Source organism: Microbacterium sp. K36 (assembly GCF_004794355.1).
Taxonomy (GTDB): Bacteria; Actinomycetota; Actinomycetes; order Actinomycetales; family Microbacteriaceae; genus Microbacterium; species Microbacterium paraoxydans_D.
This window is the reverse complement of the sequence record NZ_SSDN01000002.1, coordinates 1-1,713: the sequence shown is the minus strand read 5'-3', so window position 1 is coordinate 1,713 and position 1,713 is coordinate 1. Positions and strand designations below refer to the sequence as shown.

Annotated in this window: 2 protein-coding genes; one reads left to right on the top strand and one right to left on the bottom strand. The window is 70.2% G+C overall.

Going from position 1 to position 1,713, the window contains the following annotated elements; all coding sequences use genetic code 11:
- Nucleotides 1-242 precede the first annotated feature (242 nt).
- Nucleotides 243-635, bottom strand: coding sequence for a VOC family protein (locus tag DW296_RS00015; protein WP_136050566.1), 393 nt, complete (start codon nucleotides 633-635; stop codon nucleotides 243-245).
- A gap of 136 nt (nucleotides 636-771) precedes the next feature.
- On the opposite strand from DW296_RS00015, the gene DW296_RS00010 reads away from it, so the two are divergent.
- The coding region (locus DW296_RS00010; protein WP_136050565.1) for a serine/threonine-protein kinase at nucleotides 772-1,713 on the top strand (942 nt) is incomplete at its 3' end.

The following is a 1,713-nucleotide window of genomic DNA, read 5'->3' as shown; positions in this document are numbered from 1 at the left end:
TGCTCCAGGCGCAGGTCCTCGACGTTGACGCCCAGCTCGCCGAGCTCGCCGAACAGGCGCCCCAGCTGAACTGCGTGCGGGCCCGCTCCCGACCGGCCAGGGATCGGTGCGAATGGTCATGGGATCTCCTTCTCTCAGGCGCCGTCCGGCGATCTGTTCGCTCTCGCCAACGCCATCTCCAGGGAGACCGCCAGCACCGCCGCCCGCCTCTGGCGGTAACGGCGCTCCGGGCGAGGCCCGCGTCAGGACGCGTCGGCGACGACCTCGGCCTTGAACCCCGCGGAGTTCTCCAGCCATCCGGCGTAGTGATCGGGCCCACCGGCGTGCGGGTAGCGCTCCGCATACAACGGCCGCCAGCCGTGTTCGGGCGCCGCCGCCATGATCGCGTCCACACGGTCCTGCGGGCCCGCAGCGAAGGCGAGATGGTTCACACCCGGAGCGCGACGATCGTGTGCGCTGCCGCTGAGGTTCGGGGATGTCGTAAGGGTGACATACGCGCCGCCCGCCTCCCACGACTCGCCCTCTGGCCATGCGCCGGCGCGGACGAAACCCACCGCACCGAGCAGCCACCCCCACTCAGCTCGCGACGACACGAGGTCGGCGATCCAGACCTCCACGTGGTGAATCCCTGCCATCCGTCCAGTCTCTCAGCTCCCCGTGGATCCGCCGTTGCAGGTGTCAGCCTCCACGTCAACCCCAACGCAGTGTTTTCTCTGCGCGGATACGGTGAAGACATCGTCGGGATACCCGGTCCCGCCAGTGGAGGACGCCGTGATCACCCAGGAAGCCCCGCCCACCGCCGCGCTTCTGGACGGCCGCTACCGCCTGGCGGAGGCTGTCGGCATGGGCGGGATGGCGACCGTGTATCGCGCGGAGGACATCGCCCTCGAACGCACCGTCGCGGTGAAGATGTTCCGCGAATCCGACGATGCCGTCGTGTCCGTGGAGCGGGTGCATTCGGAGAAGGCGCTCCTCGCGGGTCTCAACCACCCGGGCCTGGTCACACTCCTCGACGCGCACCTCGAGCCCGGACGACCGAAGTACCTCGTGATGGAGTACGTGCCCGGACCGACTCTGAGCAAGCGCATGGCCCGCGCGACGGTCACTCCGCGCGAGATCGCCACGATCGGTGCGGACATCGCCTCCGCCCTCCACGCCGTGCACAGCGCCGGCATCGTGCACCGCGACATCAAGCCCTCGAATGTCCTGCTCACCCCACCCCTCGACACGAACGGCCGCTGGAGCGCGAAGCTCGCCGACTTCGGCATCGCCTGCGCCATCGACATGTCCCGTGTCACCACCCCCGGGATCGTCCTCGGGACGCTGACCTACATGGCGCCCGAGCAGCTGCGAAACGGCGACATCCGTCCCGCGGTCGACATCTACGCGCTCGGGCTGGTGCTGTTGGAGGCGCTCACCGGCAAGCCCGGCTTCGCCCCCACCCTCAGCGTCGAATCCGCCCTCGCCCGTCTCCACGTCGCGCCGGAGATCCCGTCGGAGCTGGGATCGGAGTGGGCCGCACTGCTCAGCGCGATGACGGCGATCGACCCCGAGGCACGGCCGCACGCTCTGGAGGTCGAGAGCGAACTGCGCCGGCTGATCGACCTCCCTTCGACCGAAGAGGTGGCCACGGACGTCACCGTGCCGCTTCCGGCGCCGACGGCAGGCGCCCTCCCCCGGACGCGCGCCGAGGCTCGCGCCCGCCGTCGCGCC

What these genes read in the sequence shown, in the direction of transcription:
- DW296_RS00015 (WP_136050566.1), bottom strand. Translation starts at nt 635, where the DNA reads ATGGCAGGGATTCACCACGTGGAGGTCTGGATCGCCGACCTCGTGTCG.